Source organism: Olivibacter ginsenosidimutans (assembly GCF_039542865.1).
GTDB classification, from domain to species: Bacteria; Bacteroidota; Bacteroidia; order Sphingobacteriales; family Sphingobacteriaceae; genus Olivibacter; species Olivibacter ginsenosidimutans.
Map to the genome: position 1 here is coordinate 353326 of NZ_BAABIQ010000043.1, position 23103 is coordinate 376428.

18 protein-coding genes are annotated in these 23103 nt (G+C 43.0%); 8 read left to right on the plus strand and 10 right to left on the minus strand.

The features are described 5' to 3' along the window. Positions 1–146: 146 nt before the first annotated feature. The 5 genes from ABD930_RS18945 (at position 147) to ABD930_RS18965 (ending at position 6105) form a co-directional block, all read left to right on the plus strand. A complete protein-coding gene (locus ABD930_RS18945) occupies positions 147–1025 on the plus strand; it encodes a helix-turn-helix domain-containing protein (RefSeq protein WP_345234229.1) in 879 nt (292 codons plus the stop codon). Between the two features lie 108 nt (positions 1026–1133). Continuing rightward, the gene (locus ABD930_RS18950) at positions 1134–2048 is read left to right on the plus strand and encodes a dihydrodipicolinate synthase family protein (protein WP_345234232.1); all 915 of its coding nucleotides are present in this window, start codon (positions 1134–1136) and stop codon (positions 2046–2048) included. 23 nt (positions 2049–2071) lie between these two features. Further along, complete coding sequence (locus ABD930_RS18955; protein ID WP_345234234.1) at positions 2072–3565, plus strand: aldehyde dehydrogenase (NADP(+)); 1494 nt, start codon at positions 2072–2074, stop codon at positions 3563–3565. 43 nt (positions 3566–3608) lie between these two features. Continuing rightward, positions 3609–4607, plus strand: a complete 999-nt coding sequence (locus ABD930_RS18960) for a 4-hydroxyproline epimerase (protein ID WP_345234236.1) — start codon at positions 3609–3611, stop codon at positions 4605–4607. A 235-nt stretch (positions 4608–4842) separates the two neighbouring features. Further along, the gene (locus ABD930_RS18965; protein WP_345234238.1) at positions 4843–6105 is read left to right on the plus strand and encodes an NAD(P)/FAD-dependent oxidoreductase; all 1263 of its coding nucleotides are present in this window, start codon (positions 4843–4845) and stop codon (positions 6103–6105) included. 67 nt (positions 6106–6172) lie between these two features. On the opposite strand, the gene ABD930_RS18970 is transcribed toward ABD930_RS18965, so the two are convergent. The 10 genes from ABD930_RS18970 to ABD930_RS19015 all read right to left on the minus strand — a co-directional run bounded on the left by ABD930_RS18970 (position 6173) and on the right by ABD930_RS19015 (position 19515). Further along, entirely contained in the window at positions 6173–6352 is a 180-nt protein-coding gene (locus ABD930_RS18970; RefSeq protein ID WP_345234240.1) for a histone H1, read from the minus strand. Between the two features lie 92 nt (positions 6353–6444). Beyond that, a complete protein-coding gene (locus tag ABD930_RS18975) occupies positions 6445–7119 on the minus strand; it encodes a lipid-binding SYLF domain-containing protein (RefSeq protein ID WP_345234242.1) in 675 nt (224 codons plus the stop codon). An 85-nt stretch (positions 7120–7204) separates the two neighbouring features. After that, positions 7205–7681, minus strand: coding sequence for a hypothetical protein (locus ABD930_RS18980; protein ID WP_345234244.1), 477 nt, complete (start codon positions 7679–7681; stop codon positions 7205–7207). Between the two features lie 302 nt (positions 7682–7983). Beyond that, the gene (locus ABD930_RS18985) at positions 7984–8733 is read right to left on the minus strand and encodes a glycosyl hydrolase family 28 protein (RefSeq protein ID WP_345234246.1); all 750 of its coding nucleotides are present in this window, start codon (positions 8731–8733) and stop codon (positions 7984–7986) included. A 12-nt stretch (positions 8734–8745) separates the two neighbouring features. Beyond that, positions 8746–10230, minus strand: a complete 1485-nt coding sequence (locus ABD930_RS18990; protein WP_345234248.1) for a glycoside hydrolase family 28 protein — start codon at positions 10228–10230, stop codon at positions 8746–8748. An 11-nt stretch (positions 10231–10241) separates the two neighbouring features. After that, the gene (locus ABD930_RS18995; RefSeq protein ID WP_345234250.1) at positions 10242–13073 is read right to left on the minus strand and encodes a glycosyl hydrolase; all 2832 of its coding nucleotides are present in this window, start codon (positions 13071–13073) and stop codon (positions 10242–10244) included. After that, positions 13063–13899: a sugar phosphate isomerase/epimerase gene (locus ABD930_RS19000; protein WP_345234252.1), complete on the minus strand. Its 837-nt coding sequence runs from the start codon at positions 13897–13899 to the stop codon at positions 13063–13065. The genes ABD930_RS18995 and ABD930_RS19000 overlap by 11 nt, the downstream gene beginning before the upstream one ends. An 8-nt stretch (positions 13900–13907) precedes the next feature. Then, on the minus strand, positions 13908–14723 hold the full coding sequence (locus ABD930_RS19005) for a phytanoyl-CoA dioxygenase family protein (protein WP_345234254.1): 816 nt from the start codon (positions 14721–14723) through the stop codon (positions 13908–13910). 28 nt (positions 14724–14751) lie between these two features. After that, positions 14752–16317 carry a RagB/SusD family nutrient uptake outer membrane protein gene (locus ABD930_RS19010; RefSeq protein WP_345234255.1) on the minus strand — a complete coding sequence of 522 codons (1566 nt, stop codon included), beginning with the start codon at positions 16315–16317 and terminating at the stop codon, positions 14752–14754. 117 nt (positions 16318–16434) lie between these two features. Continuing rightward, complete coding sequence (locus ABD930_RS19015) at positions 16435–19515, minus strand: SusC/RagA family TonB-linked outer membrane protein (RefSeq protein ID WP_345234257.1); 3081 nt, start codon at positions 19513–19515, stop codon at positions 16435–16437. 281 nt (positions 19516–19796) lie between these two features. On the opposite strand from ABD930_RS19015, the gene ABD930_RS19020 reads away from it, so the two are divergent. The 3 genes from ABD930_RS19020 (at position 19797) to ABD930_RS19030 (ending at position 22925) form a co-directional block, all read left to right on the plus strand. Further along, a complete protein-coding gene (locus tag ABD930_RS19020; protein WP_345234259.1) occupies positions 19797–20684 on the plus strand; it encodes a helix-turn-helix transcriptional regulator in 888 nt (295 codons plus the stop codon). A gap of 116 nt (positions 20685–20800) precedes the next feature. Beyond that, positions 20801–21673, plus strand: a complete 873-nt coding sequence (locus tag ABD930_RS19025; protein WP_345234261.1) for a glycoside hydrolase family 16 protein — start codon at positions 20801–20803, stop codon at positions 21671–21673. A gap of 22 nt (positions 21674–21695) precedes the next feature. Continuing rightward, the gene (locus ABD930_RS19030; protein ID WP_345234263.1) at positions 21696–22925 is read left to right on the plus strand and encodes a DUF2264 domain-containing protein; all 1230 of its coding nucleotides are present in this window, start codon (positions 21696–21698) and stop codon (positions 22923–22925) included. The last annotated feature ends 178 nt before the right edge of the window (positions 22926–23103 follow it).

A 23103-nucleotide genomic window follows, 5' to 3' on the forward strand; every position in this document is an offset into this window, starting at 1 on the left:
TGCCTATTGCCTAAACAGGTTTAACCTAAATTGTTACATTATTGCAATCAATTAACGGATAATAACCGTATTTTAACCGATTTTATCTTAGCTGTTGTGTTTGTGGGTTAAAATTAGCAAATTCACATTACCTAATTTACTGTACTATGAAAACACTACAGTTCACTATTCCGGTAGCGCACGATCGAACCGTCATTATCCAAGAAGATCGAATGCCGCATTTCTATCCCCATTTACACCGGCATCATGAGGCTCAACTCATGTGGATTTTAGAGGGAAAAGGAACCCTAATCGTGGAGAATAACATGCATTCTTTTCAGGAGAATGATATTTTTCTCATAGGGTCAAACCAGTCGCATGTTTTCAAAAGCAATGCGGAATACTTTGATGAGGCGAATGTGAAGCAGGTACGCTCCATTTCCGTTTTCTTTGATCCAAAAGGAAAGCTTGCATCGCTATTCGATTTACCTGAACTTTATCTATTGCAGCGTTTTGTAAAGGATTACGAGAGCGGGTTTAAGGTGCCTAATGAACATTTTAGAGAGGTGTCTAGGCGGATTTTACGTTTGAAGGAAGCTAGTCAGCTGGATCAACTGATGCATTTCTTTTTTCTGTTACGAACCTTATCCTTAATATCCGAACAAGCAACTGCGCTTTCTGGAGGAAAGAGCTCATCAATCTCAGAAAATGAAGGAATAAGAATAGGATCAATCTATCATTATATTGCGCAGAATTTCATGAAACCCATTACCTTGGATGAGGTTGCCAATCAAGCTAATCTAACGCCGCAAGCGTTTTGTCGATATTTTAAAAAACACACCCGAAATACGTTTGTTGCTTTTTTAAACGAGATGCGTGTACATGAGGCGTGTAAAAAATTAACGCAAAAAAAATGTGAGAGCATATCGAGCGTTGCCTATACCTGTGGGTTCAACAGCATCACCAATTTCAATCGTGTTTTTAAAAGTGTAATGGGAAATTCACCAAAGGAGTATATGGTAAACTTTAAACGAAACATTGCCTAATAGATGAGGTTAAACGCTGCATCTGGGTTAAAATACGCCTATCATTGATTAATACATGGCAGGTTACCTTAACATGTTCGCTTTACTTTTGAAGAAAAAACAATTGTAATGAGTAAAGAACTTTGGAAAGGAATTTATCCTGCATTATTAACCCCATTTAAGGAAAATGGGGACATTGATTTTGACATGTTCAGCAAAAATCTGAGCGCACAGCTTGAGGGCGGTGTACACGGTTTAATCTTGGCCGGTTCTTTGGGCGAAGCCAGTACATTGACTACCCAAGAGAAGTATGATCTGTTAAGCTACACCGTTAAATTTGTTTCAGGTAAGGATATTCCGGTGATTTTAGGAATCGCTGAACAAGCTACTGCTGAGGCTATAAAGATTGCTCAAAAGGCCGAGACCTTAGGTGCAAATGGACTCATGATTTTACCTCCCATGCGGTATAAAGCCGATGATCGGGAAACGGTGGTTTTTTTCACCACCATAGCCAATAGTGTTCAACTCCCAATTATGGTTTATAATAATCCGGTCGATTATGGCAATCTGGTTACCTTGGATATGTTTGAACAATTGGCCGCTGTGCCCAATATTCAGGCTGTTAAAGAATCCACACGTGATTTGACGAATATTACCCGAATGATCAATCGTTTTGGCAACCGTTTCAAAATTTTAGGTGGTGTTGACACGATTACCACTGAAGCTTTATTGATGGGAGCCGATGGTATCGTTGCGGGCTTAGTGGATGCTTATCCAAGAGAAACGGTTGCGATATACGACTATATAAAAGCGGGGGAAGTGGAGAAAGCCTTGGAAATATTCCGTTGGTTTTTACCCTTGTTGGAATTGGATATCCGTCCTAAACTGGTTCAGTATATTAAATTGGCCGCCACAAAGGAGGGAATCAGTAATGAATATGTGCGGGCGCCGCGTCTGCCTTTAGTGGGTGAAGAGCGCGAACGTATCCTGAAAATTATTGCCGATAGCGAGGTGAGCAGACCAAATTTGGAAGTGAATGCATAGTGATTAGGTTGATAACATAAATCATGTATACAGAAACATCAAGAGAACAAGTTGAAGGTTTACTGCTTAAGGCAGAGCAAGCTATTCAACAGCTAAAAAAAAGGAGTATTGCAGATCGAGCGGCCCTCATGGATGCAATTGCTGCCAAAATAGAGGGGCTGGGAAGGGAATTGATTGCAACAGCCATGGAAGAGAGCCATCTTCCGGAAGCACGTCTGGTTGGCGAAAAAGCCCGGACCATTTTTCAATGGAGAAGTTATGCTGATCATATCAGGAATGGCATTTGTTTTGAGGCAAGAATCGATACAGCGATTCCAGACAAAACCCCACCTAAACCTGATTTGCGAAAAATTAAGGTAGGGCTTGGTCCGGTGGTTGTTTTTGGTGCCAGTAATTTCCCTTTTGCTTTTTCAACGGCCGGTGGCGATACGGCCAGTGCGCTAGCCGCAGGTTGTTCGGTGATCGTGAAAGCGCATCCAGGACATCCAAAGACATCGACCCTCATGGCGCAGGCTATTGCGGAGGCAATCCAAGAGGAAGGTTGGCACGAAGGTGTTTTTTCGCATGTTTATGGTCATTCAAATGAGTCGGGAGCCTATTTGGTTCAACATCCGCTCGTCAAATCGGTCGCTTTTACCGGATCCTATGGAGGGGGTAAAGCATTGTTTGATTTAGCCGATAAGCGCAAGGAGCCAATACCGGTATTCGCTGAAATGGGCAGTATCAATCCAATTTTCGCACTGCCGGATAAGCTAGCAGCCGATCCACGAGGGCTGGCAAGTCAATATTTCGCTTCGCTGACGCTTGGCGTCGGACAGTTCTGTACCAATCCAGGGGTGTTTATAGCCATTAAGGGAAAAGATCTAGCCGTGTTCAAAGCAGCCTTGCAAAATGAAGTTGCCAGTTGCCCTCCTGCAACGATGCTTCACGATGGTATAGCGAAGGCTTACCATACGATGAGCAAAAAGGTATTGTCCCAACCAGCTGTTCGTCTCCTGGGAAAAGCAGATCAATCTGCTACAGAAGGCCAAGGTATGGCTTTACTGGCTGAAGCGGAGGCAAAAAGTATATTGGCGAATGAGCATTTATTGGAAGAGGTATTCGGCCCTTTCGGTTTAATCGTCACTTGTGAAAACGAAGACGAGATGCTAATGCTTGCTCGCCAGCTGAAAGGACAGCTAAGCATCACGATTGCTTCCACTGATGCCGATGCGGCTAAACATACCGAGTTAATAGGTTTATTACAAGATAAGTGTGGCCGTTTATTATTTAATGGAATGCCCACAGGCGTAGAAGTCTGCCTCGCCATGCAACATGGTGGCCCCTTTCCGGCAACTACCGATGCACGATTTACATCTGTGGGAGCAGATGCTATACAACGTTTCTTACGCCCCCTGTCGTTCCAAAATTGGCCCGATGCGCTATTGCCCGATGCCTTAAAGGATGCTAATCCACTTGGTATCTACCGCACGGTGAATAATGTGTTGACTAAGGAGGCTGTAGGCAGTAAGCTGTAGGCTATAAGCAATAGGCGATAAGCTTAAAAAACGATTAGCGACGATGAGAAAAACTTTTTTCTGTATAGATGCCCATACCTGTGGTTGCCCGGTACGACTCGTGGCGGGTGGCGGACCACTATTGGAAGGGAACTCCATGATGGAACGGCGTTTGCATTTCATGAAGGAATACGACTGGATTCGAAAAGGACTGATGTTTGAACCGCGAGGGCATGATATGATGAGTGGGAGTATTCTTTATCCACCATGCGACCCAGCAAATGATATAGGGGTGCTATATATCGAAACCAGCGGTTGCTTACCGATGTGCGGGCATGGCACTATCGGTACGGTAACCATCGCCATTGAAGAAGGATTGGTAGAGCCGAAAGTACCTGGTAAACTACGTCTCGAAACACCGGCAGGCCTCGTTTTAATTGATTATAAGCAGGAAGGCAAACGGGTTAAGGCAGTGAAGCTAACCAATGTAAAGTCTTTTTTATATGCTGAAGGGTTGGAAGTGGTATGTCCTGATTTAGGACGTATGTACGTAGATGTTTCCTTTGGTGGCAATTTCTATGGGATTATAGATCCGCAGGAAAATTTTGAAGATATCAGCCGGTTTTCAGCAAGCCAACTGATCCATTATGGTAAGCTCATCCGGAAATTGTTAAATGATAACTATTCCTTTATTCATCCCGAAAATGAGCATATTTTCGGTCTAAGTCATATTCAATGGACAGGCAGTCCTTTAAATCCTGCCTCAAGTGGGCGTAATGCGGTGCTCGTAGGCGAGAACGCATTGGATAGATCACCCTGTGGTACGGGCACTTCCGCTCGGATGGCGCAATGGTATGCTAAAGGTAAGCTAAAAAGAGACGATCAGTTTATACAGGAAAGTTATATCGGTTCTACCTTTATCGGAACTATCGAGGAAGAAACAACCGTTAATGGAAAACCGGCTATCATACCCGGAATAGAAGGATGGGCATTAATTACGGGATATAACCATATCATTATCGACGATGAAGACCCTTATGCGTTTGGTTTTCAGGTGGTTTGAAGGCAATAGGCAATAGGCTTAGAGCGTAATGCGGATTTAAAAGCAGAAAGTGAAAAGCAAAAGGACATAAGATACAAGTAGCAAGACACAAGACTAATTTTTAGTGAAAAAAAGCGAAAAGCACAAAGAAGGGCTCCTAGAAATATCTTAATACATGCTACTGATGTCTTGATACTTAAAAATAATAAGCTTTACCGATACGAACAACCAATAACGAATAACTACTTACTAGCATATGAATCAAGAAAATAAAGGAAGCGTACTGATTATAGGCGGCGGTATTGCAGGGCTGTGTTCAGCTTATTATTTAGTAAACGATGGCTGGAAGGTGACGCTTTTGGATCGCGGTGATTTAAAAGATAACTGCTCGTATGGTAATGCGGGGATGTTAGTGCCCAGTCATTTTACCCCGCTTGCAGCACCCGGTATAGTAGCACAGGGGATCAAGTGGATGTTTAACAGCAGGAGTCCATTTTACGTAAAACCAAGTTTGAGTACTAAACTGGTCTCGTGGGGATTAAAATTCATGAAGCACGCTAATGCTAGCCATGTTCAACTGTCTGCACCAAGCATTCGTGACCTTAACCTGCTGAGTAGTGCGCTGTATGACGAAATGGTGAAAAGGGATGATTTTGCCTTCGAATTGCAGCATAAAGGAATTCTGATGCTGTACAAAACCGAGAAAATGGCTGAAGAGGAAATCCATTTAGCCGAAACGGCGAAATCATTAGGCCTGGACGTAGCAGCTTTGTCAAAGGAGCAAGTGCAACAACTGGAACCCCATGCTCGGCTGGATGTACTGGGCGCAGTGCATTATCGTTGCGATGGTCATTTGTATCCTCAGGCGCTCATGACGCAGTTAATCGCCTATGTGCGACAAAAGGGTGTTTTTATCCACGAACACACTGCGGTAACCGGTTTTGAATCCAGTCAGGGTAGTTTGCGAGCTGTTCTTGCAGGAAGCAAAAAATTCGCAGCAGACAAATTTGTGCTAACTGGAGGCGCTTGGCTGCCTGAAATTGCGAAAAAGGCAGGACTTAACATACCTTTGATGCCGGGAAAAGGTTATTCTTTTATGTATAAACCAGGAGAGCACACCCTAATGCACCCTTCATTATTATTGGAAGCCCGAGTGGCTGTAACACCCATGAATGGGCATATACGCTTTGGTGGAACCATGGAGCTGGCCGCGTTGAACAAGGTCATCCATATGAACCGCGTACAGGGTATTGTAGACGCTATTCCACGATATTATCCAGAGTTAAGGGTGCCCATGCCGGAGAAAAAGAATGTATGGTTTGGTTTTAGACCTTGTTCGCCCGATGGTTTACCTTATCTGGGCTATAGTAGACGATTGAAAAATTTAGTTATTGCTGGGGGAGGAGGAATGATGGGACTGAGTTTAGGTCCGGCGTTTGGGAAAGTGGTAAGCGATCTTCTCGGCGAGCGGCAGCCGTTAACAGCCATTAGCCTATTTAATCCCAACAGATTTGCGTAAAATGCTCCCCAACAAAAAAGCCTAACTTAATGACTAAGCTAGGCTTCTTTAATCCAAGAAGCTTTTCTTATTTAGCATTTTTCTTCGCCGTAACTTCATTACGGATATCTTGAGCTAAAGCTTTGGTTTTTTGCAAAGCACCTCTTAATCTAGTGCCGGCAGCTTTGTTTCCTTTTTCGTAAAATGCAACAGCATCCTTTTCAGCCGAAGCGATCAATTCTTTTAGTTCAGAGAATTTTGATGACATAATGTTCTATTTTAATGGGTTTATAAAAAATATTGAGTTAATGAATTGCTAAACTAATTCTTTTTTAAATTGTTACCAAGCTTTTTCCTTTATTATTTGACGGTTAATGCATTTTTTAACGCATTAACTGGTGCAGAACCGGCATTGTCGCTTGAAAATAGCTCTTTGGTGTCTACTTCACCACCGTAAAAATTACGGTTAGCCGTTTGATCAAAAGCAATATTCGAGCCATTAATGCTTATTCCTGCAAATAAGCCCTTACTGCGAGAATAAGAATAAACTTCTGCTTCTAGCTTGTAATCCGTATGGGCACTTGTACTTCTACCTACGGGGCCTGCCGCTGCTGCCAAGTCGCCACCAATGGTGAAGTCGCCGCTTTTCGCCTCAGTAAGTGCTGTTTTATGTTTAAATAATAAAACCAGATCAACGGCCTGTACCCCAATCTGAAAACCAATGCTTCCACCCGTCAGCGTTACAAATACAGGATCACTCCATTTACCTGAGGCCAATTTAACCATGGCCAAGCCTTTACCTCGTTTCCCTCCAATGCCAAAACCCGCATTGATCATCTTAGGAATGATCACAATACCTTCCGCTTGCTCCATCAGGCTTAAGGGGATACTTTCCTTCATCTTGCCGAAATCTTCAAAAACAGCAGTCGCTTTTTCGATGCGTTCGGTCTCCTTATCGTCTACCCTAGCTGCACCCAATAGTAGCACTAAACATAGTGCTAATGGAGCAAATAACCAGCCTCTTTTCGTATTCATGTAATTTGTTAACGTTGCTTTAGATGAAATAGTGTTTTAAATTCCTTTTTTAATTGAATTTTTTAAGTGGTCTTTTTACTTAACACTAGTTGAATGTATATTTAAAGCCAATACTGAAACGTCCACCTTCAAAATCGGAGTGATTGGTTAAATTCCACCATGGTTTCCAATCAAAATGAAAGGCTAGCGGTGCAGAAGGGATTTTATATTCCAAACCTAGTGCAGGACGGATAGCCACATAGGTTTTATCGCCACCATATGGATGATCCACAAAACTTAATTGCGGCCCGACACCAACGTACCAATCCAATCCGCGGGCACCTTGGATGGGTGCATTATACGAATAATCTGCACCTAATACCACGACGTGGTCAGCAAATAATACCTGTACATTGCCGGCGTCCTTTCTGCTAAAAAAATGTTTCAGTTGAGGACCCACATAGGTATCTCCGTTACCTACGTCAATACCGAGACCTAATGCTGTCTTGTATTGTGCATGAACCTGTTGAGTAGCTACGGTAAATAGAAAAACGGTTAAAATGTAAAGAAATAATTTTTTCATTTGTAAATTTGTTCATTAAATAATCTGTAATTTAAGCTCCCTCGAGCAAATATCTTGCCAGCATTATCCTACCTCAGACAAACAGCGTGTTAAATGTGTACACGTATCTTGATGCCAATAAGGTCGCCTCCAAAATTTACATCATGCAGTGGGAGGCACGTAACAAAAAACAAGAAAGTAACCTAAAAAGGTTCTTCCATTAAAAAATGGTTAAATCGCTATTAAATCGTATCTTTACCCCAGGTTTAGGTTGATAGCCCCGCTGGTACTTCCCAAAGGTACGGAATGGCGGGGCTTCGTAATTATTGTAGATGAAGGGGGGTACCTTTCGCGTCTATACTATTTTCGATCAGTATATTTTCGTTTTGCCCCCCATCGACCAAGCTTTTTCCTATTGTTTCTACATAGGTGTTTTTGATCAAAATGTTGCTGCATTTTTCAAGTATTGCACCAGTATTTAGTTGATCGTCTATACTTTTCACTCCCACGCGATCGATGCTAATATTTTGGCATTGACGATATATTTGTACGGCACCGGCGGCTTTCCATAACTGTACTGAATCTACCTGTACTGCTTCGCAGCTATCAAAATGTAGGAGTGCCGGTTGAGATGACCGTGCTTGGTCAATCAATCCTTGCTTCTTTTGTGCGAAAAGATTTTTGATCAGGTCCTTTCCATTTCCCTCAATAACGCCTTTACCGGAAATACCGATATTGTTTTCATGCTTGGCGAAAACTAAAGCTCGTGGCTTACCGTCAACCATATAATCATAAATAGAGGTGCTACCCACTAAGATTGCACCTTCCATCAATTTTAGGCTTACATTTGATTTTAATTGGATACTACCCGTAAGGTATCGGCCAACGTAGAATACCAAGCGCCCACCACCTTGTTCGCTGATGTAATCAATTGCCTTTTGGATTGCTCGGGTGTTCAAGGTCGTGCCGTTGGATTTAATACCAAACATAGAGGCTTTATAGTCTGTGCAAAATACCTGAAGGGGTAGACATATAACCCCCAATAACACGATGGTTCTTAGTACTGGTTTCATGGGTATGGGTTTTTATTGTTGGATATGTTCTGATTGATGGACGAATAGTTGTTTTTTTCCTTGGGCATCCGGCTCTTTGTAGTTTACCTTATTAAAGGAGGCACCATCAACATGATCGAGTACGACGGCTGGACGATAATCTTTTTCGCGGCAATGCAATTGTACGTTATCCAAATGGATACCCTTCGCATACCGGATATAAAAAGCCCAAGCGGGAAGCTCCTTAAATTGGGAAAATTCCGGATACTTATCAGCCATCAGCGGGATGCTATCTAAGTCGGCATCGGTAAGTCCAACTTTGGCATAAAAAGGATTTCCACCACCCGGGTAGCTAATGGTTATATTTTTGAGGTAAACGTCCTGAATGGGATATTCGGGTAGGCCCACAATGCTGGCCGGAGAAATATTTCGCGGAAGATCTTCCACCGGGCCCTCGTAATTATAACCTGCATCGGGCTTGTCTGCCGGTACTTCCGCATGCACATTGGAAATGTAAATGCCTTTCATGCTTGGGTGCTTATCGCCGCTCCAACGGTTTCCGATACGTAAATACAGGACATTACCGGTGTTTTTGACGGTAACACCGTCGACTACAATATTTTCAATAAGGGCGCCATCTACCGCCGCAAAGGTAATAGCTGATCGATAGGTATCAAATACCGTCAAGTTACTCACTTTAAAATTGCGAAAACCTCCACGCGATACCGTTCCGAATTTGAGTCCATTGGCGCTGGATCGTGCGGTGCAGTTATCGACGGTAACGTTTTGGCAAATCTTACTGGCATCATGTGATTTGAAACAGATGGCGTCGTCTGCTGCATCGAAATAGGAGTTCTTGATCGTTACCTGATCACAGTCAACCACATCAATGCCGTCATTGTTCCAATACGACTTGCTATCGACCTTAATATGGTCAACGTTAAGTCGGACACATTGATCATAGGTTTGGTTCCAGCTACCGGGATCTTTGAGTGTAATGCCATGAATTGTAACGTCGTTACACTCCCTAAAGTAAATGTTCAGGGGGCGCATGGTCTCATTCGCGCGATCGTATTTTAGCGGATCATGAATTAATCCGCTATGGACGTAATCGATAACCCGATTGGCTACGGTAAAGCCGCGACCATCTATCATCCCCTCACCCGTGATGCCGATATGGTCTTGCTTATAAGCGAAGAGTAATGCAGTCCAACCAATCACAGGGTCTTTGATGTAATCAAAGGGTTGAGTAGAGCCCAATAAGATGGCATTTTTTTCTAAATGTAAGGTTACATTTGATTTTAGATAAACCGTACCGCTGACATAGCTTCCCGCATCGAAGATTAATCGGCCTCCGCCCTTGTGATGAATAAAGTCGATAGCGTATTGAATGATGGCTGTGTTTACCGATATGCCGTCTGGTTTTGCACCAAAATCGGTTACTTTATAATCAGCGCCTAAGCAAAAGCGCAGGCTTAGGAAGCTACAAAGCAGGTATAAAATATAGTGTTTCATCATGTTCTTAAGGTTTAAAAAAGGGTGACGGGCCCGATTAGCCCCATGGAGATATTGGGTTGTGGTACACGTTTGCCATTGGTCCAGTACTGTGCCACTGGATTATCCTGAAGTGATTTCATATAATTGCCCATGGTCGTAATTACCCGTATCTCCAATTGATTTTCACCTTTTGTCAGTAAGGAATTTATCGTGTACGCATGTCGGCCATACCACCGGACACCGGCATCTTTTCCGTTCACAAAGACCTGGGATATACCGTATACCTTACCTAAGTCGATGTAAGAAGGCCGATAGTCATTAACAGTAAAGGTATTTCGGTAATGCACTGTCCCCGCAAAAGAAATGAAATCCGGTAAGTCCTTTAAATCTGTTGGTTGCTCAAGAACGATGTCTTGTGTCTTTCCATCAATACCTTGGAAAGTGAGTTGCCAGGAACCATTAAAGGCTAATTTATCCGATGTAGCAGGAGGTAATTCTTGAAATAGGGGAGCTTTATGGCGCCCATTTTTTTCATAAACGAAAATCCGTAGGTCGGCAGGAGCTAATGTGAGATTGATTTGTCGATCGTTTTCCAATCGATAAACCATTCCAGTTGTCGCATCCCAATAATATCCTTTTTTCTGCTGATAGATTTCTGGGTGGGGTGTAAAGGAGATGTTATAGCTATTTTCGTAGCTAGAATTAATCAAGAACAGTACTTCCATGCTATCGTTATGGTAGCGTACTTGTGTGACAAAAGGATTACCGCCTACCAAATCTACATAAGGGGTTAATTGATAGTCTGCTTGCAAACGTTGATACCATTCGCCAAAGTTTGCTTCTGGCTTTTTCTGGAAAATGTACTGGTTGGTATGCTTTTTAATTTCACTCATGGTTTGTTGCACCACCTGGTTGTTTGCTTGAGCGTCAGTCAATCCTAGCGATTGATGCGGTTCGGTTTCTATACAGAAAATTCTTCCTCCAGCCTGAACAAAGCGCAATAATTGCTGCACCGTTTGGGGGGATAAGCTTTCTACCTGCACCAAAAACAGGCTATGGTATTTGCGAGGACCATACTGCATATAACCATCTTTCATGGTGGCTTGATCAATAATATGATCGGATACATAATCGCAAGCGTTTCCGTGCTGATTCATTGCTTCCCAAATGAGCGAGAGGTAAGTTGGATAGGTTAACGAAGGAAAGGGTTCATTTTGCGCACCATATTTAGTCCACATATCATAAATGGGCGGTAAAATAGCGATATCAGCAAACATGTCCACTTGCTGTAATAATGCGGATATACGGCCTTTATATGTATTAAGCAGTTTGAACCACGGCCAGTACGTATTCCGTTCATTCATGAAATTGCCATAGCGGATCCAACCGGGAAAAGGTGCCTGAGGTGGAGAATAGTTAAAACCATGATAAATGGAATGGGTAATACCGGAGATAAAACTTTGATCAGAACATAGTTTAATCATTTGAAGGGTGGCGTTGAATACCATATCGGTATTGGTACATTCTTCACAGCTGATCCAGCGTTTGCCTTGTAAGTGGGCGGCCGATGATACAAATTTATTTACCATGGTATACCCTCTACCGATCCGGTAATCGTTTTCGGGCATCTCTTGTCCGACACCATATTTGATCCAAGTTTCCCCTTCAGGGATATCCATATTCAAGCTTCCTTCTAAAGGGTGGTAGCCTCTTCCATAGGATTGAACGCGTGATTTCATGCCATTGCGCTTGCACCATTCTTGGAAGGTTTCAATAAACCGCTCGCGCATGAGCTCCGTCTTCGTGAGGTCAAAATCAAAGCGTACGCGGTCAACGGTATGCTGGAAGTTTGCTTCAAAGGTCACGCCGTAGGCATAATCGAATACATTACCCATACCGCCAATTTTAAATAGGATAAAAGGAAGGTAGGGCATGAGGTCGTAACCCCTGCGTTTTTGAAATTCTTCAGCCATATCCATACACCAATTGGCCCCTTCTAGTTCCATGCTATCAGTAAACAAAGCCCTTACTCTGCCTTTTAATGGACCGATACGCTGTTGGATGGTATCCGTCATGTGATTGAGGTATTTCGCTACGGCGGCTTTATTGAAATGGTTCAATACCTGTCCGTTAGCACCGGGGGCACCATTAATGACCTCCAAAAAAGCATGTGTTTTTACCAATGCATACAGCGCGTATTTTCCTTTCGGGATTTCTGTTTTGATGAATCCCGAAGGAATTTGATCGGAAAGGTCGACCACCTGTTCCAGGCTATGCATCCCTTCAGGAACGAGGCACACCCGGAATACTTCCAATTTTCGGTGGGCAAACGGACTGGTAACGGCAGGATCGGCTTCCTTTAGAAAGTCAAATAGAGGGGCTTCGAAAGTCATTGCTCCTTCTACCTTCTTAACCGCTAAGGTTACCACTTGTGCAATTTCTTCTCCTTCCAGGTATTCTGCTCCGAAGGGCCATCCAGAACCTACAATCAAATCACAGGTCAGGCCTAATTGATGGGCTTCTTTTAACGTAAAATCTAACAGGTCGATCCATTCATTGCTTAACCACTGGAGCGAAGGGATTCCCATATCGTCTGTACGCTGCGGAAATTTAATGGGGTTAATTTCAACACCACCTATTTCAGCCTCTTTTAGCAGTCGTAATTCCCGTGCTAATTCCGTTTTTTCTATCTTATCTCCATTCCACCACCACCTAACGTAAGGATGGTAAAAAAGCGGCGGTGATTGGAATAAGCGATAGGCTGCGTCTGCTTGTGGTTGCGCTAACGACGGATAAGCGCGGAACAATAGGGTACTTGCAGATAATAAGGTGCTTTTTTCTAGGAAGGATCTTCTATTCATCATGATATCGGTTTTGTAAAAGGTTTTTTATCCAAAGATTGAGTCGCCATTGTTCCTGCAGAGGATCAAGTGCACGACCGGCCACGCTTAGATAGGGTGGCGGACCAAACTCTGGGGTTATGGTACAAAAAGTTTTCTGCAAGGAAGTCATATGCGCTATCCACATGTCCCATATTTGGAGGTGATGATCTAGCGCTTCCCGATACTCGTCAAAAGCGGGATCTATCACCTGAGGGCCTTCGGTATGGCCCACGCGAGCATGGATGTGTCGGGCATGTTTAACCGCCAGTTGCACCGTTTCTTGTTGATCCAGCAGGTAACTTTCAGATACACAATACCAATGCGAGATGTCGAGTGTAAGGCACAATGCTTGATGTTGTCGTAGTACAGCCCCGGTTATATGGGCGGCGTAGCTCCACTTGTTACGATGCGTTTCTTGGTAAATCGCAATGTTGTGCTTGTCTTGCATATCCGTACAAACTTGAATGCAAGCCTCGATTTCCGGTATGGAGAAGAACTCTCGACCAGTTTGGATACTTAGAAACAAGGGACTTTTAATCGCTGCCAATGTACCAAGCAAGATATCCAAATCTTGCTGTAAATGGAAGAGATAATCATCAAATCCTGTAAACGGTCGGGCTATCTCCATGACAATGGCATGTTCCAATTGATAGCGTACCAACAAGTCACTTACCTGTTCTATTTCCGGTTTTCCTCCTTGCGGAAACCATTCTATACCGGCATAGCCAGCGTCTTTAACCTGCGCAAGAAAATCTTCCCACGCTAAGCTTTCAAAACCCCAGCGTGGGCATAAAAATTTTATTTCCACATTTAAGTTTATTGATGGTAAATAAGCGGATTCTGTTCATCATTCTGTAATAAATCGCCTACTTTTAGTGTCTTCAAATAAGCTTCCGGCAGAATATTCGGCTCGCCGTTAAAGATATTCCCATCGGGCATATACGCGCAAGTCATGGCTCGCCTATAGCCATTCGTCATATTGGGGCCCGCTCCATGGATGGTTAAGCCATTATGGAAAGAACAACCACCTGCTTTTAATTTAGAAGGAATGGCGCGGGTATTGCGAAACTGTGGGTAAACCTCGAAGATACCGTCCATATTTTTTCCAATTCCTTTATTTTCAAAGGTCGTTTCTTTAAAAGAACCCGGAATAAAATAAAGGCAACCATTTTCGAGTGTAGCATCGTCTAATGCGACCCATATCGACAATGCACGCCGATCGGAAAAAGACCAAAACGGCGTGTCTAGATGCCAAGATGTTGGATTGGCCCAGGGTTTTTTAAATAATGCCTGATCATGCCATATGCGGATACCCTCCGCTCCCGATAGCGTTGCTGCCATTTTACCAATGCGTTCGTCGAACATGATTTTTTTTACTTTTTCATTGGTCTGCCATAAATTAAGCAATTGGTCAAAGACCTTTGAAAAATATTCGGCATCTTCGTTGATTCCGTCGTCCATCCCTACTTTAATCTGTTGTCCGGGAATTTTTATACCATTACGTTCAGCAATTGCTTCGGTAACGGCAACACGCCATTCTTGGAGTTCTTCGGGATTTAAAAAATCTTCAATAATTAAGAAGCCATCCCGTTGATAGGATTCAATTTGTTGCTGTGAAAGTGCTGTGTTCATATCTATATTAGTTGTTTTGTGCTATAAATTAATAACCGGGATTTTGTGTAAGTGACGTATTAAGATCCCGTTCTCGTTGGGGAATAGGATATAATAAACGATTTTGCGTCACATTATAGGTTTGTGGTAAGAGGTAGGAATGACGGGCTTTAGCCGCTGTTCCATAAGCCGTCATTACTGGGATAGCCTGATCCGTGCGTATTAAATCTTGGTAACGTTTATTTTCAAAAGCCAGCTCCAGGCGGCGTTCATTGGCAATAAGAGTACGGAGTTGATTGGCGTCTGTAGTGGTTATTTGTCCCTTTCCAGCACCAAAAGCACGGGTACGTACGCGGTTCAATGGCTCTAAAGCCTCCGTAGAGCGGCCCGTTTCATTTAAACATTCCGCTAAAAGGAGCAAGGCATCGCTAAAGCGGTATAAAGGCCAGTTCTGGTCCGTGTTTTTATAAATAGAACCATAGGGAGGGTAATAATATTTTTTGCAAAACCAGCGGATTTCCGTATGGGCGGGCGGGGTGTAACCGACCACTGTGCTGACCACCTTTGTAGGCTCGAAATCGGTATTCTCATCCAATGTGCCTTCAATAACTCCAATGGAAGCGTCTAAACGGGTATCTCCTGCTTCAAACAGTTGATAAAGGTCCGGAGTAGGTACATTCCATCCTCCAATGGTATTGTTGAAATTGACGCCCATAATGACTTGCGTATTTGGAGTGAGTGGTGTAAAGCGGTACGGAAAATTACTTTCCTGTAAATCGGTAGGGCTTCCGGATTTATATTGGATATCAAAAATCATTTCCTTATTGCCGTTTTTGTTGGCAGGATTGAAAACATCCCTGAAATTGGGCAATAAGGCATAGCCCATGGTACTGATGTTTTGCAGTAAAGGCAACGCTTTATCGTATTGTTTGCGTTGCATGTATACCGCTGCTAGTTCCATGCTTGCGGTGCCTTTGGTTACCTTACCTGTTTGTTCAGCAGAAAAATTCGGCTCAGACAGTAGGTTAATGGCATCGGTAAGATCCGTAATAATCTGATTATACACACTATCGGCAGACGATCGGGGCAAATAGGCGGCACTACTTGTGGTGACTTCATGTAGGTAAAGTGGAACATCGCCGAAATTTTTGACTAGGTCAAAGTAATAATGACCTCGCAACGCCTTCGCTTCACCACTTACCTGGTTTTTTACGGCATCACTCATGGTAAACGTAATCGTATTGAGCCTGTCTAGAATAATATTGGTGCGTGAAATCCCATTATAATCCGCTTGGTAACGATTCAAGGTAATTACATTATCGGTCAGATCTAAATAGTTCGTCAAGTTTTCGGCCGTCTGATTGCCGCGATCTTTCGCGTAATAAAAATATTCTGCATTATCTGCCCGCATTTCATCCATAAAATAGGCATTGTTGGCTACATCTCTCAGCGGTACATAGGCACCAACAACGGCTTGTTGGAAATCCGTTTCAGAGGCATAGAAGTTTCCCTCATTAAGGCTTCCTTCGGGATATTTGGTTAAAAAATCCTTACTACAGGAACTGATAATCAGTCCGCCAATGAGTATGATATATCGATTGATATTCTTTTTCATCTGTTTATTTTTTTATGTTTTGATGATCAGATGGAACCTTTAATGTTTAAAATATGCATTTCTCTGAATGTTTAATGCTTATTTTAAGCCTATCGGGTTCATGATTAATGCTTTAAGTTAGAAACTGATATTAGCACCCAGCATAAATGTTCGAGGCACTGGATAGGTACTTAAATCTTGTCCGAAAACACCTATGGCATCGTCTCTACCTATGCTAGCCTCCGGATTTTGTCCTTTATATTTGGTAAACACAAAAGCTTGCTGTACACTGGTATAGATACGGGCCGATTGGATATATTTAAAAGCTTTGGGTTTCCATGTGTAACCTAGGGCAATATTTTTAACTGTAAAGAAGTCGCCTTTAGATAACCAAGTCGTATTCGCTAAACGATACAGTTCCGTGGTGTTGCTTCGAGTACTTGGCACCAGGCCATTACCGGGGTTTGATTCAGACCGCCAGACGTTAGCCATATCTTTGGTCAGGTTCATCACTCCATCTAAATTGGTGAGGTCGGCACGTGCCACATTCATAACCAAGTTACCACCTTGTCCGGCGCAGATGATGTTCAAGTCAAAGTTTTTGTAACGGAAGGTATTGGTGATCCCGTAAATGTATTTCGGATTGGGATTGCCAATCAAGGTACGGTCATTAGGGTCAATTACCTGATCTCCGTTAACGTCTTTCATACGGACAGAGCCTACCACGGATGTAGCGGATTTAGGTTGGCTATCAAACTCCTGTTGATTCATGTAAACCCCATCGAACACATAACCGTAGAACTCGCCGATATGGTGACCAACCACCGAGCGGTTGTAGCCAGAGTAAGTACCTCCTCCACCAATATAGGGTGTATTAGGTGGCAACTCCAACACCCTATTATCGTTGAATGAGATATTTAGGTTCGTTTCCCATTCAAAAGAACCGGTAAGGTTGCGCGAGGTCACTTGAAATTCATGGCCCCAGATTTTAAATTTACCTACATTGAGATAGGTGCTACCATATCCTGAGCCATAAGGGATGGAAGTAGGATAAAGCATGCCATCGGTGATTTTGTTGTAAAAATCGTAATTAAACGAAATACGATCCTGAAAGAGGTTCAGGTCTAAACCGCCGTCCACTTGGTCTGAAACTTCCCACGTTAGGTCCGCATTACCCAAGGTTGTTGTTGCGAATCCTGGTGTAAGTGTTCCTCCAAAAATATAATTAGAGGCCGTGATATTGGATACCTGTTGGTAATTACCAATGTTAAAATTACCCGTCCTACCATAGCTGCCTCGGATTTTTAAGAAACTGAGGACATTGTTTTTCGGAAAAAAGGCTTCATCGCTGATCACCCAACCTGCCGAAACGGAGGGGAAAGTACCGTATTTGTGATTGAGGCCAAAACGGGAAGAACCATCATTTCGTATCGTTGCATTCAGCAGATACCGGCCTTTATAACTGTAGTTAGCACTCCCAAAAAAAGAGGCCAGGGTCCATTCGTCATGGTTTGTGCTTCCACTAGTAGATCCTGCTCCTACAATCCAGGGAATGCCGTCACCAGCAAAGTTGGTGCCATTGATGCTACGAAAATTACGCGACCATTTTTGGGCACTATAACCGGCCATTAAATCTAAAGCATGATCACCTAAGTGCAGGCTGTAGTTCAAGGTGTTTTCATTCAACCAGGACACGTAGTTATAGGAACTATGCGTGGCACTGGTAGCAGAAGCTGGCCTTGGTAGAGCTGTTGCACCTAATCCGATGCCAAACATAGTGCCGAAAAACTGGTTGTAATCTTGTGTACCAAGGTCGGTATTGATGGTCGTTTTAAAGCGCAAATTCTTTAGTAGTTCCAGTTCAGCATAGAGATTGCCGAGTAAGCGAAAGGTGTTTTGCTTCCCGTTAAGCTCTTCCAATTGCTGCACGGGGTTGTTGAGGCCAAGCATGCCAAAAGAGCTTACCCGACTGTTGAAGGAACCATCTGCCTGATAAATGGGAATGAGCGGTGAAGCGGCTGTGGCATTAGCGATAATTTGCCGGTTGCCATCGGTATAGGCCATTGTATTAAGATCTTGTTGATAAGAAGGAGCCAAGTTTAAGCCGATTTTGATCCGATCTGTAGGACGGTATTCATTATTGGTACGAAACGAATAGCGATTCATACCGGTATTGCGGAGCACACCATCCTGATTAAAGAAGGTTAGTGTGGAACTGGAAGATACTTTTTCGGTACCGGCAGATAAATTGACCGAATAATTCTGCATGGGGGCGGTGCGGAGAATAGCATCATACCAATCGGTACCTTCACCATATTGGTCTGGATTGGCATATACACTTGGAATGGTATCGGTAGGATCTTCGTACGTTTTTTTATCTTCATAAAATCCCTTCATAAAGGTCGCAAATTCGCGGGCATTCATCAGGTCAGGGCGACCGCGCTGCGGAACAGTCTGCCAACCGGTATAGACATCCAATGACACTTGGGTACTACCTAGTTTGGCATGCTTGGTGGTAATTAAGATGACCCCATTAGCTGCCCTAGAACCATAGAGTGCTGCCGCTGATGCATCTTTTAGTACACTGATCGATTCAATATCCGAAGGGTTGATTAAACTCATGCCACCGTTTCTAGAGTCATTTCCAGTAAGCGGTTGGCCATCCACCACAATAAGGGGTTGGAAGCCAGAAGACAGGGAGGCTGCGCCGCGGACGCGGAAGTCAATACCCTGACCGGGTCGGCCATTCGTTTGTGATGCCTGTAGTCCTGGGATTTTGCCCTGAAGTTTTTGTCCCAATTCGGAAGCAGGAACGTCTTTAGTGGTTGAAAGGTTAAGGTTAGCAACGGCTGTTGTTAAATCACGGGCTTTTCGCGTGCCATAACTTACTACGACCACTTCATCCAAGTTTCCGCCGCCAGCAGTAAGGGTAATATGCAAGGGCTGGGTGTTTTGTACATTAACTTCCTTGGTATTATACCCAACACGGGAAATAATGAGTGTAGCTGGGAGTGGAATGGCAAGGCTAAATTGTCCTTTTGCATCGGTTGTGGTTCCCTTAAGTAGTCCTTTGACATTAATGGATGTCCCCGCAAGATCGTCGGTGGCATTGCTTAGCAAAACCTGTCCGTTTACGGTACTTGATTTTGCTTGTGCACGTACACGTTGTTGTGCCATCGTGAACAAGACAAGCAATACGATTAAACTTAATTGTTTCATGTTGATTAGTTTGTAAGGTTAATAGTGTTAATACGCTACGGTTAATAGGTCCGCTCCTATTGGTTAAGCCACGTCATTGCTGAAAATTTTGTTCGTATTGTTTTCATAATTGTTTAGTTTTTAGGATGGCCGTTTCATTAGGGCTATCACTCAAAAGTAGCTGCCTTTGGGAGAAGCTTGCTTATACAAATTAGTTTTTCATTTGTACTTTTTGGCATTTTTATCGATTTATTATTTAAATTTGATAGTATGCTACCTAGTTTTTACCAGTTCTTGTCTGTATGAAGAGTTTTCATAAATATCTTTCTATTAGTGAGGTAGAGGAGCAATGGGGATTATACATTACCACTGCCGGCTACTCTAAGGTGCTAGCAGGAGAAATTTATCCGATAGGAAGGGATCACCCTACGACTCATCGATTTACTTGGAATAAAGGGCGTATTCTGAATGATTACTATTTGGTATTTATATCGAAAGGAAGAGGGATTTTTGAAAGTGATCATATGCCGCAGATGGAAATCAGCGAAGGGCATTGTTTTTTTCTTTTCCCCGGAAGTTGGCATCGATATAAACCGCAGGTAGAATATGGATGGGAGGAATTTTGGGTCGGATTTAATGGCTATTATCCGCAAAGTCTCATGAAAGCCGATTTTTTTGACGGACGTAAACCATGCATCAACGTAGGTTTAGACGAGCATATCTTAAAAGAATTTAAAAAACTGATTGAGACGCTACAAGAAGGTGGGCCCGGCCATCACCAATTGATTTCTGGATATACCTTACAGTTGCTTTCGTTGGTATATCGTGCCTCTATTCCTAAAGCGGATACTGGAGAAGATGATCACACCTATATTTCCAAAGCAAAATTTTTATTGGAAGAAGCAATTGATGCAGATATTAAGATGACGCAAATAGCCGATAAACTTGCCGTGAGTTATTCCAAATTCCGAAAAGATTTTAAGCAGGTTACCGGAATGCCCCCGCATCAGTACCATTTGTTTATTCGGCTAAATCATGCAAAAGAGTTGCTGGAAACGAGTCACTTAACAATTAGTGAAATTGCCTTTCAAATGGGTTTTGAAAGCGTTTTTTATTTTTCTAAATTATTTAAGAAGAAGTATAAACTTTCTCCGCAACATTATCGGGATAAATACGTGCAAATGGTGTGATGTACATTATTTTTATGGGTTACGATTAACATGGAGATGAAATAACGAACAGGCGATGGGTTTACCTCGCTAGTAGTAATATTGTTCACAATCATATATATAAACCATACCACGCGATGAAGTTACCGAGTTTAGGTATTATGAATAGCATGCTGTTCATTAGTCTTCTTGTTTTATGCTTGGCTGATGTAGCCAAAGCAATCCCGCCACAACCGGAAGATAAAGACGCTGACTACCAATTGGTATGGTCAGACGAATTTGATAAAGATGGCGCGCCGAACCCTGAAAATTGGCAATTTGAGCAAGGCTTTGTACGAAATCAGGAGCTGCAATGGTATCAACGGGATAATGCTTGGTGCGAAGGTGGATTGCTTATCATCGAGGCTAGAAAAGAAGAGAAGGCTAACCCTAGCTACGAAAGAGGGAGTAAACAATGGGCTAAGCAACGTAAAAATATTACCTATACTTCCGCTTCTATCAACACATACCATCGGCATAGTTGGCAATACGGCCGTTTTGAGATGCGCGCACGAATAGATATTAGTGCCGGATTATGGCCTGCATTCTGGACATTGGGTGTAAATGGTCAATGGCCTTCCAATGGCGAAATTGATATTATGGAATACTATCAGGGTAAAATACTGGCTAATATAGCTTGTGGAACTTCCAAGCCTTATCAGGCCGAATGGTACAGCAAGACGAAAGCGGTAAGCGAATTAGGAGGTAAGGCTTGGGCGTCTCAATTCCATGTCTGGCGGATGGATTGGGATGAAGAATCGATTGCACTCTATGTGGATGATTTATTGCTAAACAAGGTTCCCCTTTCCGAGTTAATCAACAAAGATGGAAGTGACACGAATCCTTTTAAGCAAGCCCACTATATTTTATTGGATTTAGCCATGGGCGGTATGAACGGAGGAGATGTCGCCGGTACAACCTTTCCGAACCGCTATGAGATAGATTATGTACGTGTATATCAAAAAAAATAACTATTCAGAACAATTATATAACATGAAAATAATAAAAGGTTTACTTGCGCTATTGATCTGTTGTTTGCAAAATGGGTGTATGCTCATGGCACAACCTCAATCTTCTACCGTACGGCAAGATTGGTTACGGTATTTACAGCAAGTAGCCGAACCCGTAATGAAAAATCTGGCAGCCGATGAGTTGAAGCAGCAAATGACCGTTGATTTATCACCTAGTATCGATAATGCTGCCCAGCGTAGCAAAGTCGCTTATCTTGAAGCATTTGGTCGCACCCTCAGTGGCATTGCCCCTTGGCTAAATGCCGAAGGTGGTTCGGCAAAGGAGATTGCTTTACGTGATCAATACCGGCAATGGGTGCTTGCTGCTATTGCCCACGCTGTAGACCCGAAAGCCAAGGATTATTTGGTGTGGGAAGGAGGGCAACCTTTGGTAGACGCTTCCTTCTTTGCTTTGGGCTTAGTACGAGCACCTTGGATTTGGCATCATTTAAAGCAGGAAACCAAAGATCAGGTAGTAGCCGCGCTCTTAAAAACGAGAAATACAGTGCCGGGATACAATAACTGGATTTTGTTCTCAGGCATGATCGAAGCATTCTTTTGCAAATACGATTTGCCCTATGATGCGTTGCGTATTGAATATGGCATCCGGGAATTTTCAGAGCACTGGTATACGGGCGATGGCATGTTTTCTGATGGAATGAGTTTTCACCAAGATTATTACAATAGTTTTGTAATACAGCCCTATTTACAGACCATTTTGGATATCTTACAAACAAAAGGAAAACGTTACGATGCTTTCCGTACAAAATTGGATAAAATCAATAAGCGTTATGCCGAATTGCAGGAACGGAATATCAATATGGATGGTACATACCCCATAACCGGTCGGTCTATTGTGTATCGGGGTGGAGCTTTTCATCATTTAGCGGATATGGCCTTGCGCAAAAAATTGCCGGAAAGTTTAACACCGGCGCAGGTTCGGTGTGCACTGACAGCAGTCATCAAAAAGACAACAGAGGCGCCAAGCACATTTAACGCACAGGGATGGCTCAATATAGGTGTTTATGGAAAGCAGGAAACCATCGCTGACGCCTACATTACGACCGGAAGTTTATACCTGTGTAGTGCCATTTTGCTTCCTTTAGGTTTACCGGTTGATGATCCGTTTTGGAAAGATGCTGATGAACCGTGGACGGCTGTTAAGGTATGGAGGGGAATGAAGGTGTCAGGGGATCATGCTCTACCGCTTTAGTTAAATACCTATACGTGGGTTAATAATTATCCATCTTGGCAGTATACATGCTCCGTATACTAAACTGCCATTTTTCTTTTTTATCCCCTAAGAAATCCCAAATTACCCCCTCTTTTTGATGGATTTGACACGCCTTTTATGCTGGCAGCTTAATATCTTTGAAAACGAGCATAAGTCG